This is a genomic window from Limihaloglobus sulfuriphilus, from assembly GCF_001999965.1.
GTDB lineage: Bacteria > Planctomycetota > Phycisphaerae > Sedimentisphaerales > Sedimentisphaeraceae > Limihaloglobus > Limihaloglobus sulfuriphilus.
The window spans coordinates 2,979,786-3,001,157 of record NZ_CP019646.1 but is presented as its reverse complement, the minus strand read 5'-3'; the positions used below and the strand labels follow the sequence as shown (position 1 = coordinate 3,001,157).

Below are 21,372 nucleotides of genomic sequence, written 5' to 3'. Positions count from 1 at the left end.
TAGCCTGTTGCCCTGTGCCGCTCATAAATCCAACCTAACCCCGCGCTCACGCTTGGGGCTCTGATGGGTTGTCCCCGAAATATCTACCGGCAGATTTCGTATCAGAGCCGCTTTTGTTTGTCAGGTGTTATGTTTTGCAGCAGTTGCGGTTCTAAAGCGTGTCGCGCCGCGTTTGCCGCCGCGCTCGGGAGAAAAACATTACACACCTCCGTTATCAGGTCAATAGAGCTTAATCATCTCTGAGTCGGGGTAGTAATGGTAAAGGATGTCCTCGCCGGCGAGACCTTTTCTTGCCAGATACAGTGAGCCGTACTGACAAAGGCCGATGCCGTGGCCGAAACCTCTTCCGTTTGTAATCACGATATGATCTTTTTTATCGATTAAACGGCATCCGCAGCTTTTCAGCTTCATGCCGGTCGGGTCGATGCTCAGCCGAAAGTCTTCTCCGCGGAGTGTGTCGCTGGTTCCGTTTTCGCCGTGGAGCCGAATTCGCAGGATCCGTTCGAAAGCCGCATAAGAGCTTCTTTCTATGACCTCAACACGCGTCAGGCTGCCGAGCCGTTCAAGAGTGGGGTAGCGTTTTTTCAGTATCTGATACGCCTCTTTTTTTGAGATTGTAAATCCCTGCCAGTTGAGGTATTTATCGGGAGCGGTATTCACGCAGCCCGGGCATTCAACGCCTTGCAGCGGAGCGTATGAATCGCCGAATACACTGCGGCTGTTTTCTGTATGCCCGCCGCACACAGAAGAAAAATACGCGGGGAATATAAGGTCTGGATGTCTGCTGTCGGGGCTTGTAAGAACCATGCCTACAGTGGTTTCCACCGCCTGCCAGCATCGGCGTCTCTCCGCTGCTATGCCGCGGTAAACCTGGTTTGCCTGTGTTGCCCGGACATCCCACCGGCGATTAGAGCCGAAGCGGTGTTTTATAAACAAACAATAAGACCTCGCGGCGATAGTCTGTGCACGCAGCGCCTCCAGCGGCCAGTGTGCAGGCATCTCCGCCGAGATCACGCCGGCCAGATAGCTCTCAATCTGCAGCGTGTTGATTACCGAAAAACTGCCGTCATCACTTCGCAGACGCAGACTTCCGCGGTACGAGCGGCCGGCGATGGAGGAGACCGGAAATTGGCCTTCGCCGCAGATTGGGTGAAGCTCAACATCCGTACCGAAGTTGTCCTCTCCGATCACGATCTCTCCCTCGCGTAGTGTGATCGGGGCGAAATGTTTTTCGGGATATGATACCGTTATTGCCGGATGGGAAAGTGAATTTGCGCGAAAACCGCTCTTACATTCAAAATCTGCATCGGTCATGCCGGTCATTACAAGCACTCTTACCAGCGGCTGGCCGGCAACTCCGGCATCTTCGGGCACAGCCATTTTTCGTTTTAAAAGGGTATGCCATAGGAAAATAAGTGCAAGCAGGATTATAAATGCCGCCGGCAGCAGTCGTTTAAAATTTGTCAGGAAATCGCTGTGATGAAAACGCATAAATTCCCGCTAAAAGGATAAAAAAGCAAAACAGGCATCGCCGGTTACAGCCGAGCCGCCGAGGGTTAAACCCGCGGCAGATACCGTATTGGAGCTGCCGCATTTACGTGAAGCTAAGCAAAGGCCGCTTTGTGATAAGCTCTTTTATCTCCAGGTGTTATTCGATTCTTCTAAGGTTAAGGCCGAATTTCATCAGCCTTTCCTTTATCTCGGTAAGGCTTGTAATGCCAAAGTTCTTACATGCCAGCAGTTCGGCCTCGGTTTTGCTGACAAGCTCGCCGAGCGTTCTGATTTTGAGCCTGTCAACGGCACGGCGGGCACGAACGGAAAGTTCAAGCTCGTCAACCGTTTTGCTCAGCAGGTCGCTGTCATACTCGACCTCGTCATCAAGTTCCATCGGCTCGGGCAGTTCCTCGCCGGAGCCGTCAGCGTGCATACCGAGGCGAAGGCCTTTGGATTCAAGCATCGCACGGATCTCGGTCAGTGATGTTTCGCCAAAGTTCTTATACGATAGCAGCTCGGCTTCGGTGATTCGCATCAAATCGCCGATGGTAAATATGTTCATCTTACGCAGGCAGTTGCGGCTTCTGACAGACAGCTCGAAATCGGTGATCGGAGTCTCGAGTATCTGGGTGCGGCGGTCTTTGAGTTTTTCGCGTTCCTCGTCAACCTCCATTACCTTAGAGCTTTCAACATCACGCAGATACATGATAGCCCGCTGGTGGTTCGGGTGCAGTTTGTTGACCAGATTCACACAATCGCCGGCTTTCTGGAACTCGCCCTTGTCCTCGTAGAGTACCGCGAGGTTAAGAAGTGCGTTCACGTTAGCCGGGGTCATTTCGACTATCTTGCGGTAGAGGTTTATCGCTTCTTCCTCATCGCCGCGGAGGTCTATCAGCAAAGCCATATCAAACATAGACTTAACGTGGTTTTCGTCGGCCTCGAGGGCCTTTTGGAATGTTGCCAGGGCTTCTTCGTAATTGCCCTCAGAGTTCTGGATGCAGCCCAGGGCGTGATAGTAGTCCGCGGTGCCCTGCAGCTGGCGGCAGGTCCCGAGCTTTTCGCGTGCCTCTTTGAATTTGCCTTCAAGACGCAGGATATCTACTTTTTGCAGGTCAACCCTGTTTGTGTCGGCGTTGTTCTTCATCGCCTTGTTGAATTCCTTGACAGCATTATCGTAGCGGTGTTGTTTTTTATATATAAGGCCAAGGTAGTAATGCTTTTGCGCGCTTTCAGCGGCTGATGAGAGCTTTTCCTGTGCCGCGGCATAGTCGCCAGTGACAAAATAGCCCAGACCCATGGCAATATTCTTTGCCGAGTCTTCGTTTGCCTCAAGGTCTTTCCTGAAACGCTCCCTGTTCAGCTCGCTTGAGTTTACACTGCTTATCAGCTTGTCAATCTGTTCAAAATCCGGCACATCGCCGCTGAAAATATCAATTTCGGTTGCAAAAGAAGATGTCATTTACTTTATTTCCTTAACGAAACCTGTAAAGTCTTTTAAGTCTTAAACCCTGCACTGATTACGCGCAAGGTTAACATACGAATCGAATATTATATACCGATAACGAATATATGCAATAGAAATTTTCACCCCCGCCGCCGCAGCCGCAAACCCATAGCAGGGCTTGTTTTATGAATGTCAATTGTCATGGACCACGACGGCTGCGATGGGTGATAAAACAAGTGCTTACCATTTTACCCTTAAAATTCACCGGCTCATGGTACTAATATCCCTTCGATCTGGACTGAATGATATAGATTTGTAGCCTGTGAGATAGGTTTTCCCAGCTTGAGCGGGGTTTTATTATGCAGCTTATGACAATGTCATTAGCCAGAGAGGTTTCGTAGATATCGTCATGTAATTTGTTTAAAGTTTCAGCGGGAATAGAATGACTTAAAAGTATCAGCATATCCATGTCAGAATCTTTGCCGGCCTTCCCTCGTGCCTGCGAACCGTATAAGATAACTGCCGCATCAGTGTCATAATTCCGCACTTTTCTGGTGCATTCTGGGAGAATGTCAAGTACCTTGGGGTCAAGCTGACCTGCTTTTTCTGATAATTTGTACATATTTTGAGCCTTTATCTTTCTAATATTATACCTGAATACAGAGATAATATCAAAATAGTTCTGAAAAAATCAAATCCAGAGCAATTCCGTTTGTAAGGCTTTTCAGAAAATTTGCCACAAAATACTATTGATACCCAGTAGGTTAATGCGGATTAATCGGCGTTTCCTCGGCTTGCGGGCGTGCTTTGGGGGAGCAGTCGGGGCGAGCCTGGTGTGTGTTTCTTCTGGTCGTGTGATTTTAGGCGCACCGATAGTGTGGCAGGTAGTTTGTTGGTTTGTATTTGCGTTGTTATGCGGCTGATATTTTGATCGACTCTGATTTAACCAGTGAGCGTATGTAGTGCGGCTGCTTGGTTTTCACGTACCCCAATGCCGTGCCTAACATCGTGATCAGTGCCAGGTCTACTCGCATCTGCATTTTTTTAAGGCCTCGAATATAGTGAGTTTCAAAACCAAAGGAGACATCGAGCCGACTGTTGACCCTCTCGACAGAAGTCCGTTTTTTGTATTCGTCTTTCCATTTATAGCTGTCCCGCGGCAAAGCCATAAAGATACGCGGGTCTTTTTCCAACCCGATCCTGATACTCTTGCCAATTGGACAACTCCCTGATGCGGGGCATGTCAGCCCTTGATGGTGTGCCGGGCAACCGAACTTGATACTGTCTCTATCCTTCTCAAAACCCCTGTTGCACATCTTGTTGAGTTCTCCCCCCTTGCAGCACTTGCAGAACACCTCACCCTGCTGGTTGTAATATATCCTGTCAAGGCCTTCAACCGGGCTATGTTCCAACTGCGTCATATTGCGAGTATCAACAACAGCACGTATATCGTGCTCCTTCCATAACCATAGCTTGAAATCGCCGCAATCATAGCCTTTGTCTGCCGAGAGATATTCGCACTTCTCAAGAGCCTTTGAGGGACAGGCGTCAACCAGATTGTACGCCTCTAACATATCATTGTCATTACCCGGCGTTACGATACGTGCTATCGGCAGTTCATAATTGGCATCCACTGCCAGATGAACCTTGTAACCAAATATCGTTGTTTTTTTGATAATCTTACCGTTTTTATCTGTGTAAGTTTTTGTTGCCCAGCCGCCGTCAGTATCCCTTCTGCCGTCAGGCTTATTTTCTGAACCGGAGTTTGCCGCACTCTGGATGACTTTGCTGTCAATCGCTATACGCTGACCAAAGCCGGGCAGTTCCCGGGCAAGACACTCCAGAAGATTCTGGAAAATACCGGCTACTTCTGCCGGATACTCCATAAGCGACTTGAGCAGGTTGGTATAGGCGTTTGATGATGGTACCGGGTGCTCTTTGAGAGGATCAAAACCGCAGATATCCCTGAGCTGACCGTTGCGAGAAAGCTCCCGGCGAAGAGCTTCGATGGTGTTGTGCCCAAATACGATGCCGGCAAGCATTGAGTTCCAACTGGCCCGTATCGGGTAGTCATCACGTCCATTGCCGCGGCGTTTTTCGAGTGTTTGCATTAGTTGTTCATCGTCGAGCGTCTTGAGTAACAGGTCGAGCCGCTCTAAATCTCCGAGATTTTCAACATTTTGGTAGCAAAACAAGCTGGGTTGTGGTATATTAGCCATTGGTAAATCCTTTTGTAGAATATAATATAAGTTCTTTTGGTTTAATGTCTTATATTATATCACATGCAAAATGATTTACCATTTTTCTATGGGGGCAATTTGAGGTTTTTTAATGTTTTTTTCGCTCGAATCAGGCCTGAAGCCAGAGAAAAAGGGGGAAAATCGGTTTCACTGCCGTTGCTAAATCCACCCGCTCAACAACTTACAAACAAACGGAATAGCTCATCCAAAATTAACTAAGCCTGGTTTGCAATAGCTGATGGGTTTTGTGTTTTTTAAGATTTGTTCGCCGAGCTTTATGTTCTGCCCCAGCGGCGTTTTAAAGCAGTGTCGCGGCATCGCTTGCCGCCGTACTCGAAAAAAAATGTTACACACTTTGAAGTCTGGATTTATTTTGGTATATTGAAGGTCAGTTAATCAAAAGGTAAAAAATGAAACACGATATAAATTTCATGGACGGTATAAACCGCAAGATAGAAGTCCGCAAGGCTGCCCGCCGGATTCTGGATGTTGATGAAAACGCCGATGCCGAACAGCTCAAAAAGGCGTATCGCCGTGCGGCGGTCAAACATCACCCCGACCACAACAGCGGCAGTGATGAGGCTAATAAAAAGTTTACGCTCATAAAGTGCGCCTATGAGCTGCTGGCGTTCGACAAACCCTGTGATGAACTGCTCGAGGAGGTCAACTCCTGGCAGGGCGTTCCAAAGGACGGCAAGTACAATCTTGACAGCAACTGGGGCCGCTTTCTGTGGTGGCGGGAGAGGTTCTACGGATCCGTCAACAGCCCCGGTGAAGATGACGACAAAAAGAAGGACAGGCCCAATTCCTGTATTTAGGTTGTGTTATAATCACTGATAAATGGAGATACGCTATTGAAACAGCCGTTTGACACTCTGGCGAACGAATACGACAGCTGGTACGAAAGTCCCAGGGGCGGAAACATCTTTGAAGCGGAACTCAAATGCCTGCGCCGGTTATGCCCCGACTGCCGCGGACGCTGGCTGGAGGTTGGTGTTGGCACGGGCCGTTTCGCGAGCCGCATGGGAATCGGTGAAGGGCTCGACCCGTCACCCGCAATGCTGGCGCTGGCGGCGGCGCGGGGCATCAAAACTTACACCGGCTCCGCCGAAGAGCTGCCGTTTGAGGCTGACAGCTTTGACGGTATCCTTATAGCGTTTACGCTTTGTTTTATTGCCGGCAGCCAAAAGGCTCTTGCGGAAGCCGCGAGGGTGCTAAAACCCGGCGGCAGACTGCTTGTAGGTCTTGTACCCGCCGAAAGCCCGTGGGGAAAACACTATCAGCAGAAAAAGGAAAACGGACACCCAATTTACAGCCGCGCTGACTTTTTGACGGTAGAAAAGACAGTGGAGATGGCGGAAAAGGGCGGTTTTTCGCTTCAAAAATCCGCTTCCGCTTTATTTTGTCCGCCCCGGCAAGCCGAATTGGCGGCAGATGATGTAAGGCCCGGCATCTCCAAACAGGCGGGCTTCGCGGCGATTATGTTTGTTAAACCTGCGTGAGTTTATATTAAATCTTGCAGGTCGATATCCAGTCTGTTAATATGATATCAAAGCACATACTAAGGAGTGTTTATAATGAACAGACGTAAATTTATCAAAAGCTCAGCAATGGCGGCCGCTATGGCCGGTATGCGGGCAGATGGTTCTCAAAAGGAGGAAACCATGAATAACCTTCCAAGCAAGAATCCCTCAGACCGTCTGGGCGAGCTGCTGCCGACAAGGCCGCTTGGCAGTACCGGCGAGATGGTAACCATCTTCGGAGCCGGCGGTTCACACATCGGAGGGGCCCCGGAAAAAGATGCACAGGCAATGATCGAGGCGGCGCTCGAAGGCGGCTGCCGCTTTTTTGACACTGCCGAGGCGTACCAGAAAGGCGGCAGTGAGCGGTATTACGGCAAATTCCTCACGCCTAAGTACCGTGAAGATGTATATATTATGACCAAAACCGAGGCCAAAGACGCCAAAACAGCCAGAGAACACCTCGACGGCTCACTGGCTCGAATGAAGACAGATTATATCGACCTGTGGCAGATTCATGCGATCAAGAGTGAAAAAGATGTAGATGAGAGGCTGGAAAATGGTGTTCTGGAAGCTGTCCTCGAGGCTCGGGAAAAGGGCAAAGTCCGGCATATCGGTTTTACAGGTCATCGAAGCTGGAAGGCGCACAACCGTATGCTCGATAAAACAGACCTTCTCCAGACATGCCAGATGCCGGTCAATATCGTCGATCCATACAACGAGAGTTATATAGAGCACATTCTGCCGCGCCTGCTCAGGCGAAAGATGGGCGTGATCGCGATGAAAACCGCCGCCTACGGTATGCTTATGAAACGCGGGGCGGTTCCCGACAAGGTCAGCCTGGAAGAGATGCACTTTTTCGTATGGTCTCTGCCGGTAAGCGTTCTGGTCGGAGGGTTTGACAATGTGGACCAGCTCAGGCAGCGTATGCATTTTGCGCGAACATTTACAGGTCTTACAGCACAGGACCGCGAAGATATCGTGGCAAGGGCAGAGGATTTCGCCGGTCTGGAAACAGAAATTTACAAACGATGGTAAAACATGGATATGGACAGTTTACAATGACGGCTGATTACAGCCCTCTATCAAAATACCACAAATACTACAGTTATGGTGTTTATATTGCGAAAAAGATTTAGGCCGGAAGCAAGGGAGGGAAAAACAGTATGGACAGGCGTGTTGAAAGACCGCATCTAAGAGGGGGAAAGAGTATATAATTTTTATTAAGTCAGGTAATTTTTGTGTTTACTTTTGAGTTTATTTAAGTATAATCAAATATAATTAAATAAACTTATGGATAGATATCAGAAAATAGCCCAGATAAGCAAAGTCCTCGGGGTTGACACCCGTGTGAAGATGATTTGCCTTCTCGCGGGTAAGTCTCTATGTGTTGGGGCTTTGTCACACCGGCTCGGCATTACGCCGGCAGCTGTTTCGCAGCATCTTCGCATACTCAAATCTGTTGGGCTGGTTGTGCCCGATAAGAGGGGGTATTTCGTACATTACAGTCTGAACCAGAATACTCTTGAACACTGGAGATCAGAAATCAATAACCTTTTAGAGATTCAAGGAGAATCATAATGAAACTTGGAATTGTTATTACACACACTGACCCTGAAACCGTTTTTAATACGCTGCGGCTTGCACTTTACAGCCTCAGGCAGGGAGACAGCATTCGGATTTTCCTCTCCGGCAAGGGTGTTGATATCGACAAGATCGAGGACCCGCAGTTTGATGTAAAAGGACAGGCACAGGAAGTCCTGGACGCAGGCGGCGAATTTCTTGCCTGCGGGACGTGTCTGCAGCTGCGCAAGTCCGGCGGCTCGCAGATATGCCCGATATCTACACTCAAAGATCATTATGAGGTGGTTCGTGACTCGGACAAGTTGATTACTGTATAATTGGTTAGTCTTTTGAAAGCCCGGCTTTTGCCGGGAGCATAGCAGAAAGGTTTGAAATTATGTTGAAAATATCTACAGGCGCAATGGCGATTCTGCTTATGGGCGCAGCGGCCATGCTGTCCTCTTGCAGTAGTAATACAACCCCCACAGTGGAAGTCTTTTACAAGGAAAAAGAGCCTTCCCTTCGTACATTGGAGAGAACAAAAGATGTTCTGCAGGAACACGAGAAAAACTTGAACGTTACTTACTATATCATAACAGAACCTGAGAACAAAGAATTGCTGCAAAAGTATAATTTCCCCGAAAGCCATTTTCCATTTGCGGTTGTCATAGATGGAAAATACACGGCATTGATAGACGACAGGTTGGTGCAGTTCGTGGATTTTCCCTTGTTCATGAAGGGCATCGGAAAACATGAAGGTAACTGGTCCATGGACGATTTGGCCGGGGTGTTGGCCAATCGCGGCATGCTGCGTGATAAGAACGTCCTGCCAGAGTCAGTCGGTGTAAGTGGAAATCAACCCCAGTAACGGCAAGCGCAATTCTTATAAGTATATAAATTTTCTGCAATAGAACGCTGTTTAAAGAAAGGCTGTATTATGAAACATACGCACCATGCCATTTATAACGAACCCTGGACAGCAGCTCTGATTATTGGAATAGCAGTTATATTTATTATTCTGCTGGTTTGGTTTATTTATCGCAGAAGAGTTACTTCTGACGGTTTAAGCCCAAAAGAACGCAAAGAACTATCGTCTGAACAGAAGCAGATATTGTCAATGCTGCGACAGTACGGTGAACCAATGCTGCAAAAGCAGCTGGTTGATATATTGCAATATGACCTTGAAGATGCCGTCGAAATCATAAAAGAGATGGAATCAAAGGGTTTAATCTTGCGAAGCTGGAATCCTGAACAAAGTACATACGAAATTACTCTCGCCTGAGATTAGACGCTGAGGTCATAACCGTGAATGAAAACGTTAATACCATAGAAGTAGAATCTCTGGCGAAAAGTTTTGACGGTGTCAAAGCGGTTGACGGCATTTCGTTTTCCGTGAGGCCCGGCGAGCTGTTCGGATTTCTGGGCCCCAACGGCGCCGGCAAAACCACAACCATCAACATGCTGACAGGGCTTGCCAGAGCGGACAGCGGCAGCATACGCATCGGCGGCATGGACTGCAGCCTGCAGCACAGGGCGGCCCAGCACCTGATAGGAGTGGTGCCGGACGAGAGCAACCTGTATCCGGAATTGACCGGTTTCGATAATCTCTGTTTCTGCGGGGCACTTTATGGAATGCCCAAAAAAAAGCGTGTCGAGCAGGCCGGACGGCTGCTTGAGCTATTCGGCCTGGAAAAGGCCGCCGGCCGCAAATTCGCCGGCTATTCTAAGGGTATGAAACGCAAGCTCACAATTGCGGCGGGGATCATACATGAGCCTGAGATTCTCTTTCTGGACGAGCCCACAACGGGGCTGGACGTGGCAAGCGCCAGACAGTTGCGGCAGCTGATCTCAGAACTGCACAAGGCCGGCACGACCATTTTCCTTACAACTCACTATATTGAAGAGGCGCAGCGGCTGTGCGGCCGCATAGCATTTATCGTTTCAGGACAGATAGTCAGGATAGACTCGGTCGAAAATCTCCTCCAGCCGCTGCAGAACAGGCATGTTGTCCAGATTGTATGCGCTGATACCGATGAGAAAATACGCATTAAGCTGGCCGGCTCTTTTGCGGATATGAATTTTATCTTCCCCCAGAGCGGGCTTATCAGGATAGAGGCTGATAAGCAGATTCTCGCCGGCGCGGTGGTGCGTTTTCTCGAAGAGCAGGGAATCGAGGTGCTCGAGGCCCGGAGAATACAACCCAGCCTCTAAGATGTTTTCGTTAAGATAACAGGCATCGAGGCGGACGCAATGAACAAGGAAAAAGAAAAAAACGGTAAAGGAGCCAAATCATGAAGGCCTGGATTGCTTTCTGGAATATTCTGGTTAAGGACATGAGAAGCTATTACCTCAAACCACCGAATATCAGCTGGGGCCTGCTGTTCCCGCTGGTTTGGGTAGTTATGTTTTTCATACGCTCGGGCCTTGGGATGGAGAGCCTGCCGGAGCTTCTGCCGGGGCTTGTGGCGCTTAGTATCCTTTTCGGCACAACAAGTGTGCTTTCGGTTACGGTAACATTCGAGAAAAAGGGACGGTCTTTTGAGCGGCTGCTGCTGGCACCGATTTCCCTGGAAACACTGATGCTGGCCAAAACCTCCGGGGCGATTATATTTGGAACGGTGAACGCACTTGTGCCGATTATTATCGCCGCGTTCCTGACCGACTTATCCGGTATAAGCTGGGCAGTTCTGATACCGGCGATGGTGCTGATCGCGGTCAGCTCGACTTTTCTTGGGCTTTTTATCGCGGTTTCGGTCAAAGAAGTTTTCGAGGCACAGACATTCTCCAACTTTTTCCGTTTTCCGATGATCTTTCTGTGCGGGCTGTTTTTCCCGATAGAACAATTTCCAATCTGGCTCAAACCCCTGCCGTATGTACTGCCGCTGACCTACGGGGCGGATATCCTGCACAATTCAATAAACCGCGCCGGGCGGATGCCTCCGCTGCTCAACTTCGCGATGCTTATTATATTCTGCGCACTTCTCTTTCTGATCAGCCTGCGTAATATCCGCAAAAAATGGATAGTCTAAGCAGCCACCTGACGCTTTATGACGCCGGCTGATAGTTTTTCACCTTTGGGGCGTTTTGATAGCTCGGTTTCAAAGTCTGACTCGCTAGTAAAAATACGGGTCGGCCGCCGCAAAAAACTAGTAAAATTACGAGGTATTTCGTTAAAACAAGCCCGTAAAAATACTTGTTTTCGTATTTCAAGCCTGGTTTTTTAAGGAAAACAGGAACAATCCCTTGACTTCCCGCCTATAGTTTATACATTATGACACGGAAATAAATATGGGAAAAGCTCCAATCGGGAAATTGGAGCGGCCAAACTATAAACACATAGGAAAAGTACAGGGAAAGTGTAATGAAACCTCTAAGTTTAACAGCAGCAGTGTATCTGTCAGTCGTAACAGCGGTATTCGCCGCACATGTCGAAATTGCCACAAACGAAAGCAACATCAATAATCAGGAAGTGTTTAACGGCGGTATTTTCAGAAGCGGTCAAAATACTATAGAAGGCCAGCTCGATCCGCGAATCGCCGCAGGTGACAAAAAAGCGTTCACAGAAATTTTTCAGTGGAGCCATGACAAAAAAACCGGCAGCTTTTTAGGATACAACGAAAACGCAGGGCTAAGCCTGGATCTTATTACTAAGAGGAAAATTCAAGGGGTTGAATACTATGAGCTGCTTTTAAATGTCAATGAGCAGGGCAACGGAACCATCACAACTTTCGAAACATTCCAGATTTACACATCTGATTCCGCAAGCGAGACGGGACTTGATTTTTCAAACCTGGAGCTGGATTACGATATGGACGATCCGGAAAACGGGATTGACAATTCCATTGATTTCTCTTATGAGCTGGCCGGCGGAAAAGGGCAAAGCGGCGTAATAGATTTGATTATTTATGTGCCGCAGACATATTTAACTAAGACATACGCATATATCAATATTGGTATGAGCGGCCTGACGAACGGCTGGGACAACATGCTCTATTTCAATGAGCCGCTCTCTGACGATGTTGTTATACCGGAGCCGGCGACAGCGGTTCTCATGGTACTGGGCGGTGCGATAGCCTTGAGGAAAACACTCAACAAAAGCTGAAGTCTCAGCTCTTAGGCAATCTGACTTAAAACTTACCAACAAAAAACCCGCGGCACTTTAGAACAGGTGCTGCGGGTTTTTAAATTCTTTTATAAATCAGGTTTAGACGTTTATCGACTCGATAACAACCGAGAGATATTTCTGCCTGTGACCAATTCTGCGGCGGCTGTTTTTGCGCCTGCGGAACTGTGCAGGGTAAACCTTGGGCCCCTTGACAACAGAGTCGTCTTCGCCGTTGCTCAGTTTAGCTACAACTTTGGCACCGTCGATATAGGGTGTGCCGACCTTAACGTTTTCGCCGTCACTTACCATAAGGACTTTTTCCATCTCAAGCGTATCAGCGCCATCTGCCAGATCAACAAGCTCAATATTGATCTTGTCGCCCTGTGAAACCTTATATTGTTTTGAACCTTGTTCTACTATTGCATACATTTTTATATTCTCCATGAATCTTTCTGTAATTATAGACCGGCAGATTTTAACCAATTGGCAGGGCAAGTAAAGGTTTTTTTAAAAAAAGTGGGATTTATCGGCAAAAAATTCGTGTTGTTTGTAAATTTCGCATTATACTGAGTCAAAGAGTCTTGACGCCCGGACATTGTAGAAGGGCTTTTTTTGTATATGATTCTTTTTTATTAGGCGCAAAATAATATAACTATGGAATTCGCATATATTAACGATGAATTCATGCCTGCTGAAAAGGTGGATCCGCTTCTGCTTGACAGGGGGCTTTTTTTTGGTGACGGAGTTTACGACTTTGTCAGAAGCTACAACGGCAGGATTTTTGCCCTGGAAAGGCACCTCGACCGGTTCGCCAGGTCACTGGAGGATATATACATAACCGGCATTGATCTGGATAAGGTAAAAGATGATATTATAAAGGCTTATAAACGCGCCGAGATTCCCGACTGCGGAATATATTTTCACATAACCCGCGGCAGGGCGCCCCGCTCTTACCTTTGGGATGAAACCGAGCTGGAACCGAGCTTTTTTCTCTCGCTGGCACCGATCGAGCATTACCGCGAAATAAAGGCTGCCGGCGTTAAGGTTATCTCTCACAAAGACCTGCGATGGAAGTGCCGGTATATAAAATCGCTGAATCTGCTGCCAAACGTTATGGCTAAGCACGCGGCAAGCCTAAAGGGCTGCGATGATGCGGTTCTCTACGATAAAGATGTGATAACAGAGGGCGCAAGCTCAACTTTTTTCGCGATTTATGACGATACACTGGTAACACATCCTCAGGATGAGAACATAATCGCCGGCATAACACGCGATTTTGTGATAAGCATCTGCGACCATGCCGGCCTGCGGCTGATTGAGAGGCCGATAAAAACCAGTGAGATTCTTGACGCAGACGAAATGTTCTTCGCGGCGACCAGCAAAGACGTGCTTGCGATAGTGGAATATAACGGAAACCCTATCTCCGGCGGAAAACCAGGCCCCAAAACCCGCCGGCTTGAGGTGCTTTTTTCCGAATTGACCCGGCACAAAGACAATTTGACTTGAGCAAAAAAATATATAGAATATGCTTTCATAATAAAACCCTGTAAAAAAAACATAACAACACAAACCTGCTATTTCAGGATTATATGAGTGTAAAACAGACTCAAAGACTCAAACAAGGCATCAACAGTGTTACAGGGGGCATATATAAAATTCAGCGGTTCTGCATAAACGACGGGCCCGGTCTGCGCACAACGGTATTCTTTAAAGGATGTCAGCTCAGATGCAAATGGTGCCACAACCCTGAAACGATACCTGCCAGGCGGACATTTTTACTAAATCACGACACATGCACACTTTGCGGCAGATGCGTCACTGTTTGCCCTGTAAATGCCCATAAAATAGAAGCAGGTACTCACACGGTGGATAGAAATTCCTGTACATTCTGCGGCAAGTGTGAGTCAATCTGCCCCGTAGATGCCATTGAGATCGCCGGAGAGACAATGTCGGTCTCTGACGTGATAGAAATCATCAGAAAAGATCAGATTTACTATGCAGAATCGGGCGGCGGGGTTACTCTCTCCGGCGGCGAGCCGATGATGCAGCCTGATTTTGCCGGAGCCCTGATACAGGAATGTAAAGAAGCGGGATATTCGGTATATGTTGACACAAACGGGGCCGCCTCGCCCGGAGTGTACAACTCTGTTGTAAAAGACGCCGACGGAATATTGTTTGATATTAAGCTGATCAACAGCCGCAAACATCTGGAATATACCGGCATGGCAAATGAACAGATTCTCAAAAATTTCCGCAATTCCTGCCCGATGGATAAAGACCTGATTGTCCGATATGTGGTCATTCCCGGGATAAACGATGGAGCCGGAGATTTAACAGAGCTTTGCGATTTTCTCGAAAAGTGCGGTTTTGACGGCGAGTTAGAGCTTTTGGCGTATCACAGACTGGGTTTGAGAAAATACGCAAGCATGGGCCTTGATTACGAATTATCAGCGATTGAGCCTCCCTCGCAGGAGCGGATGAATGAAATACAAAGTTACCTGAGGTCAAATAATCTTCAGGCAGTTTACAGAAAGTGAGACAAAAATGCACAATACAGCAAATAATGCAGATTCAGTGTTCAGTGATAAGGTTGCCGGCCTCCCCAACGAGATGACAGATAGAATCTATAATCTCAAGGAAAATATCTTCAACAATGAACCTGAATGGATTACCGAACGCGGCAGGCTTATAACAGAGGCGTACCAAAAATACGAGCCAGAGCATCTGTATGTCAAACGTGCCAAAGCCTTTGCGCATATACTGAAAAACCGGACAATCTATATACAGGACGGCGAACTCATCATCGGCAACTACGCGGCGAAACACTCCTGCTATGAGATGTATCCCGAGTACAGCCTCCAGGATCTGCCCGCCAGGTATGTCAATTTCAAGATGGAGACGCTGCTGTCGGAAGATTCCTTCGCGGCCGAGTCTGATAAACAGATATTCAGGCAGATAAAAGACTTCTGGCAGGGACGAAATATGCGCGATATCTCTGACAGCGCAATGCCCGAAGATTTGGTAAAGCTGCGTGACCGTGATTTTTGCTGCAACCCCTACGGCCGCGACGAGGGCCAGGGGCATATCGTAGTGCAGTACGACAGGGTGGTTAAGGAGGGAATCAGGGCGATAATCGACGAGGCGCAGGCAAGGCTTGACGAAACACGGCTCAATGACCCTAAAGGCTATCATTTTCTAAAAGCGGTTATAATATCGCTCGAGGCGGTGGTCGATTTTGCTCACAGGCTCGCTTTTAAGGCAGAGGAGATGATAAAAGAAACTGATGATGAAAGCCGCAAAAAAGAGCTCAAGACAATCGCTTATAACCTCAAGGTCGTTCCCGAATTTCCAGCGCAGAATTTCTGGCAGGGGCTCCAGGCGGCCTGGCTGATACATCTGCTGATGCACATAGAGCAGAACGGCTTTTCCATTTCCGTTGGCAGGATCGATCAATACCTGTACCCGCTGTATAAAAAAGACCTCGAACAGGGTTTGATTGATGAGAAGTTCGCGTTTGAGCTGATACAGAATTTCTACGTAAAGTGTATGGAGCTGACCATAGGCGGGCTGAAAATTTCGCTCACCCAGACAGTTACTCTCGGCGGCAGAGACAAGGACGGCAATGACATGTCAAACGACCTTTCTCTGATGTGCATAAAGGCCGACAGGGCGACTCAGATGGTTCAGCCCCAGACTACGCTTCGCTGGCACAGAAACATCAACCCAAAACTGGTTGACGAGATACTCGAGGGCACATATCAGGGCCAGGCAACCTATGCGATAGTCAACGATGAGGTGCTGATACCGGGCATGATGGAATGGGAGGTCAAAGAAGAAGATGCTGTTGATTACGCCCTGATCGGCTGCAACGAAACCGAAATCCCGGGTAAAATGCTCGGCGGCGGGCTGTGCCGGCCTATCGTTGTCTCACGCGTTCTCGATCTGACCCTGCACGGCGGCGAGTACCGCTACGCTGACGTGCTGGCGGAGCTGGCACCGGAGTATGACCATCAATGGCGGATGCAGAAGGATAAAAAGAATCCGGTCTTCACACGCAGAGGCAAAAAGTTGGGCGAGTTTTCCGGTATAGATGATATTCTTGAGGAGTTCAGGAAGCACGTGGCGGTATGCGCTGAGAAACTCGTCGCCGCGGCGAATATCATGGACGATCTGCACGCTCATTACCGCCCGCTGCCGTTTGCGTCTTCTCTGATGAGCGGCTGCATACAAAGAGGCCGTGATTTGATGGTTGAAACGGACTATTTCCACTGGGCGGTCGGGCTCTACGATGTTGTATCGGTGGTGAATTCTCTGGCGGCGATAGAGAAGTGCGTATTTGAGGATAAGATCGCGACGCAGCAGGAGCTTTTAGATGCCATAGATAATAACTGGCAGGGATATGAAGACCTGCACACATATTTCCGTAAAGCGCCTAAGTTCGGCAACGATAACGATTACGCGGACAAATACCTTGATATCGTTTCCTCTATATGCATTGAAGAGCTTGGCAAGTACCGCTCGCTCAGGTCTAACGGGACTATCTGGCTCGAGGCGATCGCCAGGGCCGCCCATGTCTTTACCGGCAGCCATACCAAGGCCTCTCCCGACGGCCGCCGCGACTGGGAAGCTATGCCGCCGTCAATATCCGCCCAGAGCGGCACAGACACCAGCGGGCCTACCGCACTGCTCAACTCATACGCCAAGACGCGGGCGGATCAGTACGTCGGCGGGGTGATATCTAATATACGGTTTCACCCCGACCTGCTGGATAACTCGGAGAACAGAAAGAAAGTTCTCGAGCTTATAAACGCCTATTTCAAAAAGGGCGGCGTGCATATTCAGATCAACTGTGTCAACAAGGAAACACTTCTAAAAGCACAGAAGGAGCCGGAAAAATACCGAGACCTGCTGGTAAGGGTCAGCGGATATGTTGACTACTGGAACAACCTGGACAGAAGAACACAGGAAGAAATCATACAGCGTACGGTTATGATGGGTTGATTGCCCCCTAACCGTAGTAGAGACACAATGCTCGCGTCTCTTAATTAACTACAGATAATGAGTTTATGAGCCTCAATTACAAAAAAGGGGTCAGACACTTTTTAGTTCGTTTGAGGACGGTTATGACGGACTGGTAATTGCGTTATTTGCCTGGAGATTAAAATGTTTACTAAAAGATGTATTTTATTTTTATTGCTGTTTTCCGTGACGGCGGTTTTTGCAGCTGCCGCTGAGAATGATGATTCCAACGGGAGCGCCCCTGTGTGGAGCCCGGGGATTGAGCGGACATCTACGCCGCAGCCGCAGCTTATAGGCGAAGATTATAAGGTTCTGGCAAAGAGCATAAATGACTGGAAAAAAGGCTTTTTCACCGGCAACCCCACAATAGCAAAGACCTCAACCGGCAGGCTCCTGGCCCTGTACAGCGGCGACACGAGAGGTTTTGCATCACTGATAAAATCCGATGATAACGGCTGCAGCTGGCAGAGGCTCAATTCGCTTGATGTTATTCCATGGCCTAATCTGTTTGTCGCAAAAAGCGGGATATATGTAATCTATCCGACAGCGATCTGGAAAAGCCCTAACAAAGACCGCAGCTGCATGGAAATCATCCGCAGCACCGACGATGGCAAGACCTGGTCAGAGCCGACAGAGATAGAATGCACTCGCGGGCTGGCAGTTCATACCGGCAATGCCGGAGTGCTGGTATCCAGAGGCCGGGTTGCCTGTTCGTTCGAAGTCGCGCCGACGATGTGCGTTCCCGTACCGCAGACAAAGCTGGCAGAGCCGGCGGCATTCAGAGAAGATGACTTCGATGAAAAGGCAACCTGGTTAAAAGTCGAAGACGCCTCCGCCGTGGCGAGATACACTCTGGTTTGTCTTGAATCCGGAAAAAAGAAACTCCATTGCAGGGTAATGGACGTTGACGAAAAAAACAGCCGTTTTCTGCTCAGGCCGGAAAACTGGGGCAGGCATGAAAGATACAAAGTTTCGCCAGTAAACAGCTCCGGCCCGTGGATTTTCAGGCCCGGCACAACTCTGGAGGCCGCGGCGGGAACGCTGGGTAATAAACGTGATTTCTGGGTAATGGCGGTTGATGCTCCTGATGATGAGGATGTTAATCTCTGTGATAGTGAGCTGTGGCGCATTTCAAACCCTGTTGCTAATCCTGTTTTCGCGTACAGCAAAGCGATGCATGATGTTTTCGGGATGATTTTCGATTATCGCGACGAAAACGGCCGCCCCGACGATGCCGGCCGCTGGTCCGGCTGGCTCGAGGGAACCTGCATCAGGCTCGGGCATGAAGGCGGAGATGGCAGGATACTGAACCTGCTGCGCATGTCCCAGAACGTCAACGACAGCATATCCGGCAGGGTAATCTTCGATGACAGCGGCGATGAGCTGATAGCGGAATTTGAGCGGATCGGATTTGATGAGGGCCTTGGCGTTACGCACTGCTACGCAGAATACGACGTGAAAAGCGGCCTCTACTGGATGGCGAGCAACGTCAACAGAAACTCCACCCGCGATATCAGCGATATAAAAATGAAGGGCGGGCTTGCCACCCAGGAACGCTCAAACCTGGCACTGTTTTACAGCCGCAACGCCGCGGACTGGTTCATGGCGGGGATGGTTGCATACAGCCGCGGCTGGGCGCATTCATATCATTATCCACACTTCGTTATATCCGGTGATGATTTGTTGGTAATAGCCCGCTCACACGTCGAGAGCCCGCTGACCGAGAAGACGATGAACGTTGATGGAGACACGGCCGACAACCACGACGGCAACGCGATAACGCTGCATAGAGTCCCGGACTTTCGCCAACTGGCAAACAGCGATTTTATAGATTATGCAGAATACTAATTTCCTGGGTCAGTTAAGATTTAATCGGCGTTTTCAAGTTCTAATTTGCCGGAAACCTTGAGCACCACTACCGTGTCGATTTTGTTCTTTGGTTCGTCGGGAACCAGAACCGTTACGCCCCGGCTGTTCGAAATTGTCTCGAGCTTTTTGCCGCCGTCAAGCAGGTATGCCTCTTTGATTTTATTCCTCAATCCTGGAATGTGAAGCCTGCCGTCGGTTGGCCAGTCAAAGACATGCAGGTATAGAACGGCTGAACGGCTTTTTATCTTGGCTGTGCAGCGTCCGCATGCCAGATGCCCGAACGGGCTTGCCGTGGTGCCGTAGATCGATTCACCGTTTATGTCCATCCAGTCGCCGATCTGCTCCAGCCGTTTGATACTTTCCTGCGGGAAAGACCCATCAGCTTTAGGGCCTACGTTCAGCAGGTAATTGCCGCCTTTGCTTGTAATTTCAACGAGCTGGCGGATCAGATATTCGCCCGATTTAAAGTCTTTATCATTCTTGTTCCAGCCCCAGTGGCGGTTCATTGTAATACAGCTTTCCCAGTCAACGCCTTCAAAGCCGGTTTCCGGTACCTCCTGCTCCGGTGTGCCGAAATCGCCGGCAAAGTTCCCTTCGAGGGTCATGCCTTTCATGCCGGGCCGGCCCTTATCAACACGGTTGTTGATTATTATATCCGGTTTGAGCGAGCGTACATAATCGTAGAGCTTGAGCCCTTCTTCGTGTGTCCAGGTGTCTTCCCATTCGCCGTCAAACCACAGTACCGCCGGATCATAGCGATCTACAAGCTCCTTTAGCTGAGCTTTCATATAGGCGATGTACCGCTGAAGATCAGCCTCCTCCGCGCTGCGATTTTCCCATTTCCGCCGCGGCAGATAGTCCGGGTGGTGCCAGTCCATAATAGAGTGATAGAAGCACAAAGGGATATCGTGCTTTTTACAGGCATCGCTGAGCTCAGCGAGAATGTCCCGGTCAAACGGTGTATGGTCTATGACATCGTATTCGGTTACATTGCTGTCCCAGAGACAGAATCCGTCGTGATGCTTACTGGTTATGACGATGTATTTCATTCCGGCATCCTTGGCGCAGAACACCCATTTGTCAGCGTCAAATTTTACCGGATTAAATTGAGCTCCGAGTTTTTCATACTCTTCCAGCGGGATCTTAGCGGTATGCCGGATCCATTCGGCATGGCTGGTGTTGCCGTTCCATTCACCGGCGGGAATTGCGTAAAGGCCCCAATGAATGAACATGCCGAAACGCGCCCGGCGCCACCATTGCATACGCTCATCTTTCTGTTTTTTGGTTTCGGCTCTGTAATCCGCTGTTGCCTGCCGGCAGCCTGAAACAGCGAGCATCAAAAACAGCAGAAGTGGTATTACAATCTTTCTCGTAGAAAAGAACTCCCCGATAACTTTTCTGAATACGCGTTTTTTCATGCCCATGTTTCTACCTTTCCGATTATTGGATATGTCTTTAAGATTAAAAACCTTAAAGAAGATGATACAAAAAAATCAAGCAGTTTACAATTAAAATCTGCATTTAAGCTGAGTCAGTAACCGTCCTCTCCGCAGGCCGGGCTTACAGCCCGACACAGAGATTCTTTTAACGTAAGTTAGTCTTCCAGCCCGACACTGAGCACAATACGCCCAAACTTTTATTTTTAACCATGAAGATATTGAAGAAATTGAAGTTTTTATATGATTTCTTCATGCCCTTCATGCACTTCATGGTAAATTTTAATCCGATTAAATTCTTAATTCATGTTTGGCAGGATTACAGAATGCACAGGATAAAGATAACTTAAAAATAAAAATCCTGTTAATCATGTAAATCCTGTCTAATTGATTTCAAATGGAGAAAATTCGTGAATTATCTTTGCAGGCCTTAGAACAGGCTGTGCAAACCTTTGGAGTGCGCGCGACAACGAGCGGAGCGAGGCGGCGCCGCTCTTGCAGGAGTTCACACTTTAGTGTGTTTTATGTTTTTACAAGCTGAAGCTTGAACTCCTACATTCGGTATGTTTAATCAACAAAATCGGTCTCCAAGGTTTATAAAGCGGCGTCGCGCTGACGCTTGCCGCCGCACTCCAGAGAATTGCGGATGAGTTAAGCATTATTTAAGATGTTACAACGAAGC

The 21,372-nt window shown here is 48.6% G+C and carries 20 protein-coding genes; 14 read left to right on the top strand and 6 right to left on the bottom strand.

The window, feature by feature from the left end; all coding sequences use genetic code 11:
• Window positions 1–219: 219 nt before the first annotated feature.
• The 4 genes from SMSP2_RS11530 to SMSP2_RS11515 all read right to left on the bottom strand — a co-directional run bounded on the left by SMSP2_RS11530 (window position 220) and on the right by SMSP2_RS11515 (window position 5,157).
• Entirely contained in the window at window positions 220–1,491 is a 1,272-nt protein-coding gene (locus SMSP2_RS11530; RefSeq protein ID WP_146684201.1) for a SpoIID/LytB domain-containing protein, read from the bottom strand.
• Between the two features lie 157 nt (window positions 1,492–1,648).
• Window positions 1,649–2,953, bottom strand: a complete 1,305-nt coding sequence (locus SMSP2_RS11525; RefSeq protein WP_146684200.1) for a DNA-directed RNA polymerase subunit alpha C-terminal domain-containing protein — start codon at window positions 2,951–2,953, stop codon at window positions 1,649–1,651.
• A 262-nt stretch (window positions 2,954–3,215) separates the two neighbouring features.
• Window positions 3,216–3,560, bottom strand: a complete 345-nt coding sequence (locus SMSP2_RS11520) for a nucleotidyltransferase domain-containing protein (RefSeq protein ID WP_146684199.1) — start codon at window positions 3,558–3,560, stop codon at window positions 3,216–3,218.
• Window positions 3,561–3,849: 289 nt separating this feature from the next.
• On the bottom strand, window positions 3,850–5,157 hold the full coding sequence (locus SMSP2_RS11515) for a transposase (protein ID WP_146682385.1): 1,308 nt from the start codon (window positions 5,155–5,157) through the stop codon (window positions 3,850–3,852).
• A 431-nt stretch (window positions 5,158–5,588) separates the two neighbouring features.
• On the opposite strand from SMSP2_RS11515, the gene SMSP2_RS11510 reads away from it, so the two are divergent.
• From SMSP2_RS11510 to SMSP2_RS11465, 10 genes are all read left to right on the top strand, one after another.
• Window positions 5,589–5,996, top strand: a complete 408-nt coding sequence (locus SMSP2_RS11510) for a DnaJ domain-containing protein (RefSeq protein ID WP_146684198.1) — start codon at window positions 5,589–5,591, stop codon at window positions 5,994–5,996.
• A 36-nt stretch (window positions 5,997–6,032) separates the two neighbouring features.
• Window positions 6,033–6,680: a class I SAM-dependent methyltransferase gene (locus tag SMSP2_RS11505; RefSeq protein ID WP_186804702.1), complete on the top strand. Its 648-nt coding sequence runs from the start codon at window positions 6,033–6,035 to the stop codon at window positions 6,678–6,680.
• A gap of 75 nt (window positions 6,681–6,755) precedes the next feature.
• Complete coding sequence (locus tag SMSP2_RS11500) at window positions 6,756–7,736, top strand: aldo/keto reductase (RefSeq protein ID WP_146684196.1); 981 nt, start codon at window positions 6,756–6,758, stop codon at window positions 7,734–7,736.
• Between the two features lie 255 nt (window positions 7,737–7,991).
• Window positions 7,992–8,279 (top strand): ArsR/SmtB family transcription factor, encoded by a 288-nt coding sequence (locus SMSP2_RS11495; RefSeq protein WP_146684195.1) that lies wholly within the window; start codon window positions 7,992–7,994, stop codon window positions 8,277–8,279.
• A complete protein-coding gene (locus tag SMSP2_RS11490) occupies window positions 8,279–8,599 on the top strand; it encodes a DsrE family protein (RefSeq protein ID WP_146684194.1) in 321 nt (106 codons plus the stop codon). Before SMSP2_RS11495 ends, SMSP2_RS11490 begins: the two co-directional genes overlap by 1 nt.
• A 59-nt stretch (window positions 8,600–8,658) precedes the next feature.
• Window positions 8,659–9,129 (top strand): hypothetical protein, encoded by a 471-nt coding sequence (locus SMSP2_RS11485; protein ID WP_146684193.1) that lies wholly within the window; start codon window positions 8,659–8,661, stop codon window positions 9,127–9,129.
• A gap of 69 nt (window positions 9,130–9,198) precedes the next feature.
• A complete protein-coding gene (locus SMSP2_RS11480; protein WP_146684192.1) occupies window positions 9,199–9,543 on the top strand; it encodes a MarR family transcriptional regulator in 345 nt (114 codons plus the stop codon).
• A gap of 23 nt (window positions 9,544–9,566) precedes the next feature.
• Window positions 9,567–10,472 (top strand): ABC transporter ATP-binding protein, encoded by a 906-nt coding sequence (locus SMSP2_RS11475; RefSeq protein WP_222566341.1) that lies wholly within the window; start codon window positions 9,567–9,569, stop codon window positions 10,470–10,472.
• Window positions 10,473–10,552: 80 nt separating this feature from the next.
• Window positions 10,553–11,290: an ABC transporter permease gene (locus SMSP2_RS11470; RefSeq protein WP_146684190.1), complete on the top strand. Its 738-nt coding sequence runs from the start codon at window positions 10,553–10,555 to the stop codon at window positions 11,288–11,290.
• A gap of 332 nt (window positions 11,291–11,622) precedes the next feature.
• On the top strand, window positions 11,623–12,363 hold the full coding sequence (locus tag SMSP2_RS11465) for a hypothetical protein (protein WP_146684188.1): 741 nt from the start codon (window positions 11,623–11,625) through the stop codon (window positions 12,361–12,363).
• A 102-nt stretch (window positions 12,364–12,465) separates the two neighbouring features.
• Here SMSP2_RS11465 and rplU read toward each other — a convergent pair whose 3' ends face one another.
• Window positions 12,466–12,795: a 50S ribosomal protein L21 gene (gene rplU / locus SMSP2_RS11460; RefSeq protein ID WP_146684912.1), complete on the bottom strand. Its 330-nt coding sequence runs from the start codon at window positions 12,793–12,795 to the stop codon at window positions 12,466–12,468.
• A gap of 225 nt (window positions 12,796–13,020) precedes the next feature.
• Here rplU and SMSP2_RS11455 point away from each other — a divergent pair, with 225 nt between their 5' ends.
• The 4 genes from SMSP2_RS11455 (at window position 13,021) to SMSP2_RS11440 (ending at window position 19,233) form a co-directional block, all read left to right on the top strand.
• Window positions 13,021–13,872 carry an aminotransferase class IV gene (locus SMSP2_RS11455; RefSeq protein WP_146684186.1) on the top strand — a complete coding sequence of 284 codons (852 nt, stop codon included), beginning with the start codon at window positions 13,021–13,023 and terminating at the stop codon, window positions 13,870–13,872.
• An 83-nt stretch (window positions 13,873–13,955) separates the two neighbouring features.
• Window positions 13,956–14,903, top strand: a complete 948-nt coding sequence (locus SMSP2_RS11450; protein ID WP_146684184.1) for a glycyl-radical enzyme activating protein — start codon at window positions 13,956–13,958, stop codon at window positions 14,901–14,903.
• Between the two features lie 7 nt (window positions 14,904–14,910).
• Window positions 14,911–17,367 carry a pyruvate formate lyase family protein gene (locus tag SMSP2_RS11445; RefSeq protein WP_146684182.1) on the top strand — a complete coding sequence of 819 codons (2,457 nt, stop codon included), beginning with the start codon at window positions 14,911–14,913 and terminating at the stop codon, window positions 17,365–17,367.
• Window positions 17,368–17,529: 162 nt separating this feature from the next.
• The gene (locus SMSP2_RS11440; protein WP_146684180.1) at window positions 17,530–19,233 is read left to right on the top strand and encodes a sialidase family protein; all 1,704 of its coding nucleotides are present in this window, start codon (window positions 17,530–17,532) and stop codon (window positions 19,231–19,233) included.
• A gap of 20 nt (window positions 19,234–19,253) precedes the next feature.
• Here SMSP2_RS11440 and SMSP2_RS11435 read toward each other — a convergent pair whose 3' ends face one another.
• Entirely contained in the window at window positions 19,254–20,678 is a 1,425-nt protein-coding gene (locus SMSP2_RS11435; RefSeq protein ID WP_222566340.1) for an alpha-L-fucosidase, read from the bottom strand.
• Window positions 20,679–21,372 lie beyond the last annotated feature (694 nt).